The organism is Burkholderia sp. Se-20378 (assembly GCF_017104665.1).
Lineage (GTDB): Bacteria > Pseudomonadota > Gammaproteobacteria > Burkholderiales > Burkholderiaceae > Burkholderia > Burkholderia lata.
The window spans coordinates 1-6,382 of record NZ_JAAGPG010000470.1; the positions used below are offsets into that span (position 1 = coordinate 1).

General features: G+C 66.6%; 5 protein-coding genes. 1 reads left to right on the forward strand and 4 read right to left on the reverse strand.

Features of this window, described 5'->3' with window-relative positions:
* Positions 1-530: EAL domain-containing protein (locus G3N93_RS31540; RefSeq protein WP_206134709.1), on the forward strand; the 530-nt coding region annotated here is incomplete at its 5' end.
* A gap of 11 nt (positions 531-541) precedes the next feature.
* Here G3N93_RS31540 and G3N93_RS31545 read toward each other — a convergent pair.
* The 4 genes from G3N93_RS31545 to G3N93_RS31560 form a co-directional block, all read right to left on the reverse strand.
* Positions 542-2,653 carry a radical SAM protein gene (locus G3N93_RS31545; RefSeq protein ID WP_206134710.1) on the reverse strand — a complete coding sequence of 704 codons (2,112 nt, stop codon included), beginning with the start codon at positions 2,651-2,653 and terminating at the stop codon, positions 542-544.
* Between the two features lie 195 nt (positions 2,654-2,848).
* Positions 2,849-3,874 carry a hypothetical protein gene (locus tag G3N93_RS31550; protein WP_206124427.1) on the reverse strand — a complete coding sequence of 342 codons (1,026 nt, stop codon included), beginning with the start codon at positions 3,872-3,874 and terminating at the stop codon, positions 2,849-2,851.
* 90 nt (positions 3,875-3,964) lie between these two features.
* A complete protein-coding gene (locus G3N93_RS31555) occupies positions 3,965-5,374 on the reverse strand; it encodes a HAMP domain-containing sensor histidine kinase (RefSeq protein ID WP_206134711.1) in 1,410 nt (469 codons plus the stop codon).
* A gap of 5 nt (positions 5,375-5,379) precedes the next feature.
* Positions 5,380-6,093 carry a response regulator gene (locus G3N93_RS31560; RefSeq protein ID WP_174932972.1) on the reverse strand — a complete coding sequence of 238 codons (714 nt, stop codon included), beginning with the start codon at positions 6,091-6,093 and terminating at the stop codon, positions 5,380-5,382.
* Positions 6,094-6,382: the final 289 nt, after the last annotated feature.

Sequence of the window (6,382 nt, forward strand, 5' to 3'; positions counted from 1 at the left end):
TCGTCAACGTGTCGGCGGGGCAGCTCGGTCACGGCACGATCGTGCCGACCTTCGCGGCCGCGCTGGCCGGCGCGGGGCTCGCGCCCGACCGGCTGGAAATCGAGGTGACGGAAACCGCGCTGCTGCACGACGAAGGCAAGGCCATCGCGGACCTGCGCGCGCTGCGTTCGATGGGCGTGCGCGTCGCCCTCGACGATTTCGGCACGGGCTTCTCGTCACTCGCGCATCTTCGCGCGTTCCCGTTCGACAAGATCAAGATCGACGGCAGCTTCGTGCGCGATGCGGTCACGCGCCCGGACTGCGCGGCCGTCGTGCGCACGGTGGCCGATCTCGGCAAGCGTCTCGGTGTCACGACCGTTGCGGAAGGTGTCGAGACGGAGGAGCAACTGGCGTGCATCACGGATGCCGGCTGCCGCGAGGTGCAGGGCTTCCTGATCGGCAGGCCCGCGCCGGGCGAGCAGGATGCGCCGGCCATCCGCTGGATCGAGCGGGCCGCGCTGGCGGCGCAGGCTACCGCGAGGCAGGCGTGAGCGCAGAATGATCAGGACCGTACGTCCGCGATTACGCGCCGAACCGCGAACGCCAGCGGATCGACCTCGTGAACCCCGATGGAAAGCGTGGCACCCAACCACGCTGCAAGCTGTTCGAGCTGAGCGAAAGCGTATCCGGGGTCCGCGGTGACGATGTTCACGTAGGCCGTGTCTCGACGATATCCCGCCCTGACATCGATGCGTATGCCGCCCGGAAACCGTTGGTGGAGCGCTTCGCGAACCCGGCCAATATCGATCTCGCCGGGTTCCGCACGCCGGCCCTTTTGAGGCTTGGCACCCGGCACGACAAAATAGGCGCTGACACGTACTTCCTGGCCGTCGAGGGCCCTGACGTGCGCACCCTGCCGATAAGCCAGCACGGCGAGCCGCTTGCGCCGCTCGAGGCCCGATACCAACACACATTTGCCTGCGACGTTCGTCTGGCCCTCGCCGATCATTTGCGCGAATCGAACCGCTTTCTCGCCGGCAGCGTCACGCCATCCGAAATGCAGCGCAAGCCTTGGCGTTCTGCCGATCTCCGCTCCGAGCCGCTTCATGACCGACAGCATGGCCGCCTCGTCCAGGTCGTCAAACACGAGCTCCGCGGCAAGCGGGCGCCCGGCCGCATAGGTGGTGAGCCATTGTCGGGTCTCGATGAGTTCCCCCGGCACGCTGTCACCCTGCAATTCGAGCGTGACGAGGACGACATCGCCATGCAGCCAGGTCCTGGCGGCGGGATGGGGCGCGAGGCCGGCCAGGTTGCGGGCGTCATCGGCGCTCGACGCACGCACCGCTGCCAGCAGGAACACGTCATGGGCATGGATTCCGTCGGGCACCACGTATGCGCCTTTCTTCCAGGCCAGTGCGCGCAACTCAGGGAACAGGTCGTCTGCTTCGTATCCCGTCGCGATCACCGAGCGACCGATCGCCGCCAGCTCGCGAGGCGATCCTCCGCCCGACAATCCCGGGCCCGCCACCGCTTCTTCCTTGAACAGGCGCTTCCACTCGGACGAGTACTCGGCATCCGGCGCCCATGACGGCAGCAGTTGGGCGAGGTAGGCGTCCGCGTCCGCGAGGGTCTCGAACTTCGCGACCATCACGCACTCGCCGCTGTTGTTGCCGGAGAATGCCTGCCACACACTGACCGATGGCGTGGACCGGGGGCGACTGACACCTGCGTTGCGACGTGCACAGCCCCGCCGCACGCTTGGCTGCTCGAGACGCGGCCGCTCGTTCCACCACCCATGCAGGATTTCCTCCGCACTGGTCGCCGGCAGGCCGCCGTCATGGAACGAGCAGCCCTGCATGCGCTGGTCAGGCGTGATGGAAACGAAGTCCAGACCTGCGCCGCAGTCGCCACTTCCATCAGCGCCATCGAACAGTCTGGGTACGGGAACCGCGTCGCCAAAGCATACCGACAGGCGGCATGCAATCGGCGAGTCCTGCACGATCGCCGCAAGCTGCGTTCGCCCGCGTGGCGAAAGGTGCCTGCGCAGATCCGGGCCGATGTAAGACAGCAACGAGACATCCTGGCAACCCAGCGTGGCCAGTTCGGCCAGCAGTGCGGGAAGCCCCGGCAGCACGGCGTCGTCGACGATCAGGTTTGCGCCCCACCTTTGTCCGTATTCCGACAGGACCGTGCCCGTGTCGCGCCAGCGCACATCATCGTAGAGCGAGACGCGGACCTGACCGAAGCGGCCGGCGTAGGACGCAAACGTGTTTCGCCGGATCAACGTTCCGTTGGTCGTGACGTTCAGCGCAAGCGGCGTGGTGTCATGAAGGATGTCGATCAGCTCGGCGAACCCACGAAACGCGAACGGCTCTCCGCCGCCAAAGGCGACTTCCAGCGTTCCAGCTTCGCTGAGGCCGCGAAGGACGTCCACGGCCGACCGGACGGACCAGGCGCTATCACGCCGCACGTCGCGCGAGCAAAAATCGCAGGACAGATTGCACTTGTTCGTGATCCCGAACATCACGACTCGCGGTGCGAGGCGTCGCAAGTGGCGAGTCGCGGGATTCTCGATCCGGACGTGCGTTCCTGTCGCGGGGTGAAAGCGCAGCAGTGCGCCATCAAGCGGATATTCCCTGAATGCATTGCGATCAAAACCCGTGTCAACCGGCATCGGCGAGGCCCTCTCTCTTTCAGTGCCCAGGATCCCCGTGAACCCGGCGACGCCATGGGAAACCGTTGTATTTGTCTTGAGCGCGTTGCGCGCGAACGGGAAATTATCCCGGCGTAGCCGGCAGCCGACAAGCTGCGGCCGCTGCAGCGTCGCCGCGATGACAAAGGCGACCCGATTAAAACCCGTCTGGCAAGGTCAGATCCGGTCGAAATTGAACGGCGTCACGTCCGGCAAGCCTTCGACGCGCTGTACTTCGACGCCGCACCAGGTGCCGATCATGTCGATCATGCGGCGCGCCCCGGCGCCATCGTTGAACCGGCCCATCAGGTCGATCGGTGGATGGGCGCGAAAAACGAGCATCAGCTGCACCAGATTTTGCTGAAGTGTCGTCCATGAGCCCCCCACGACTGCACCGTCCAGACTCCGGCGCGCGCCAATCAGCACACGCTCGAGATCGCGGCACGCGTAGGTATGCCGCACCGGCCTGCGCAGCAGCCGCGTGGTGGTGATGTCGATCCAGCGTTCCCCGTCTCGCCAGCAGAAGCGGGCTTCACGCAGCGGGCCGCCGAACCAGCGCGCGCGCATCAGCTTGCAGCCGATCCAGATCATCAGCACGCCAACGCCGACGAGGAGTACGACCGTGATGCCGAGGCCGAGCCATTCGTACCATGCATGCAGTTCGTCTCCGGTCAGGAGCCCGGCCAACGCGGGTACGCCGATCAAACAGGCCAGCCCGAGCATGCCGAAGCCGAAACCGAGCAGCCACCAGACGAAACGGTTGATGCGCACGCGGCGTGGCGACAGAACCAGATCCCGGCCGTCGGGAACGCATCCATAGCCGGCGTCGAACATCCACCGGTCCGGGGCCAGCACGCCCAATATCAGGGCGAGCAATCCAAGTCCGCCGAGTGAGACGGTGGTCCAGTCGACGAGGGCTTCGATAAAAGGAGGCATTGACGCGCCCAATTGAGATCCGCTGCGCCGCGCAACGCGGATGTTCAGTCCGATTCGTTCGTCGCGATTCTGTCTGATCCCGTGTCGGGCGGCAAGCGGATCGCAGAGGAGCCGGTTGCGATGCTTGCGGTATGCGGGAACGAAGGTGGTGCGACCGAGGACCGCTACCGCTTGCGAATCTCCGGCCCGATTTGATCGATCCGTCGGGATGGCCGATTCTGCGAGGCCAGCATTCAGGGGCGAGGGGCGCGCTGCAACCGTCGTCACTCATTGCGGCACATTTGCCGATGCGATGCACACGAAACCATCAGCACGCGACTTCTTTCCCCTGAGCAAGGGAACTCGGGCTCGCAACCTTCACGCCCCCTCGCGCGGCAGCGTAAGAACCGCATCGAGCCCGCCACCGTCCCGATTGCGCAGCATCAGCGTGCCGCCATGCAGCGTCGCGATGCTGCGCGCGATCGTGAGCCCCAGCCCCGTGCCGCCGTCGTCGAGATTGGCGTGCCTGCCGCGCCGGTACGGCTCGAACACGCGTTCGAGCCAGTCGTCGGGAAGGCCGGGGCCGGTGTCGCTGACGACGATGCGCACGGCGTCCTTGCCGTCGCGCACGTCGATCGTCACCGGTGCGCCGCCGCTGTAGTGCGCGGCGTTGTCGAGCAGGTTCTGCAGGCAGCGCTTCAGGTTGCGCGCGAAGCCCGACACCGGCGCCGACGCGTGCCCGCCGATCGTGACCGCCTGCCCAGTATCGCGCGCATCTTCCGCGAGCCCTTCGAGCATCGAATCGAGATCGATGTCGCAGCGCGGCTCCGTCACCTCCACGCCGCGCACCGCGTCGAGCGCGCCGCGCACCATCGCTTCCATTTCGTCGAGATCGCCGCGCAGCCGGTCGCGCCACTCGGGATCCGGCAGCATCTCGGTCCGCAGCCGCAGGCGCGTGAGCGGCGTGCGCAGGTCGTGCGACACCGCGCCGAGAAAGCGCGCACGCCCGGCGAAGCTGTCGATCAGCTGCTGCTGCATCGCGTTGAACGACTCGGCCGCGCGACGCACTTCCGACGGCCCGTCGACGGCCAGCGGCGGCCGGTGCATGTCGCGGCCGAGCGCTTCGGCGGCACGCGCGAGCTGCGTCAGCGGCTTCAGCGCGAAGCGCACCGCGACGAACGCGACCGCGCACACGGCGACGAAACGGATCAGGTAAAGCCGCAACAGGTAATCGAAGACGAGCGACGCGGGCATCGCATGCATGCCGGCCTGGCCTTCGTCGGCGCGCACGTCGAGCCAGCCGCCCGACGGCAGGCCGACCTGCACGTGGAATTCGCCCGTCGGCATCCGCGAATCGAACAGGCTCAGCGGGCCGGCATGATGGCCTGCGTCGTCGTGCAACACGGCTTCGACGAGGCGAAACGGCACATCGGCACCGAGCCGCCGCGACAGGACGCCGGCGATCAGGCCGGCCGTTGCGTGCTGCGCGAAATTCAGCGTGCCGACGGGCGAGGGCGCATCGATGCGCTTGAGCCGGTAGCGATCATCGCCCAGCGCGGCGATGACCGCGTCGCGCACGGCTGGGTCCGGCGCGGCGTCGACGAGCCGCAGCGTATCAGCGAGCCGGCTCGCGAACAGGCGCGCCGGAATTTCCAGCATGCGGTTGTCGTGCGTGTCGAACCAGATCGTGCCGGTCAGCATCTGGCCGGCGAACATGCCGGCCGCGAGGATCGCGACGAGCCGCCCGAACAGCGAGTCGGGCCACACGCGCAGCTTCATGCGCCGCATGCCCGTCATGCTTCGTGCACGACATCCGCGACGAGCATGTAACCCTCGTTGCGGACCGTGCGGATCAGCGCAGCATTGCGCGCGGCGTCCTTCAGGTGGTGGCGCAGCCGGCTCACGCACACGTCGATCGAACGATCGAGCGGCGCACGCTCCTTGCCGAATACATGATCGAGCAGGAATTCGCGCGACAGCGGCCGGTTCGGGTGATCGAGCAGTGCGCGCAGCGTGCGGTAGTCCGAGCCGCCGAGCGACACGACGACGCCGTCGGGCGACATCATCTGCTTCATTCGCGTATCGAGATGCCAGCCGGCGAAGCTGACGCGCGACGACGCTTCCGTGCGCCGCGTGCCCGGAATCGCGCGCGTGCGACGCAGCACGACCTTGATCTTCGCGACGAGCTCGCGCGGATCGAACGGCTTCGGCAGGTAGTCGTCCGCGCCCATCTCGAGGCCGAGGATCCGGTCGAGCAGGCCGCCGCGCGCGCTCAGGATCACGATCGGCACGTCGTGGCGCTGCCGCAGGTCGCGCGTGAGGTCGAGACCGTCCTCGCCGTCGAGCATCAGGTCGAGCACGACGAGATCGACGGTCGACGTCCCGAGCGCCTGCCGAAGCTGCAGGCCGTTCTCGGCCAGCGTGACGCGATAGTTCATGCCGCGCAGGTAGTCGCCGAGCAGCGTACGGATGTTCGGATCGTCGTCGACGACAAGGATGTGGTCCATCGGGGGAAGCTTCCGGATAAATCGAAATGATTCTGAAAGGAAAGACGCGCCAACACATTCCATTACAAAAGGCCGCGCTTCCAACACATCGCCATTACACGCGGTGATTACAGTGTCGCCCTTCAAATGGCAATGATTCTCATTCAGAGGCGACATTATGGCAATTTTCAGACAGGCGTGGGTGCGGCGCGCGTGCATCGGTGCAATCGCATGGATGGTCGGCGCGACCGTTGCACACGCAACGGCGGCGACGGCCGAGCCGGTTCCCGCGGTGTCGCCCAGGTCGGAC

Bases quoted from the DNA above. Each gene is read 5' to 3' on its own strand.
- G3N93_RS31545 (WP_206134710.1), bottom strand. From the start codon at position 2,653: ATGCCGGTTGACACGGGTTTTGATCGCAATGCATTCAGGGAATATCCG.
- G3N93_RS31560 (WP_174932972.1), bottom strand. From the start codon at position 6,093: ATGGACCACATCCTTGTCGTCGACGACGATCCGAACATCCGTACGCTG.
- G3N93_RS31555 (WP_206134711.1), bottom strand. From the start codon at position 5,374: ATGCGGCGCATGAAGCTGCGCGTGTGGCCCGACTCGCTGTTCGGGCGG.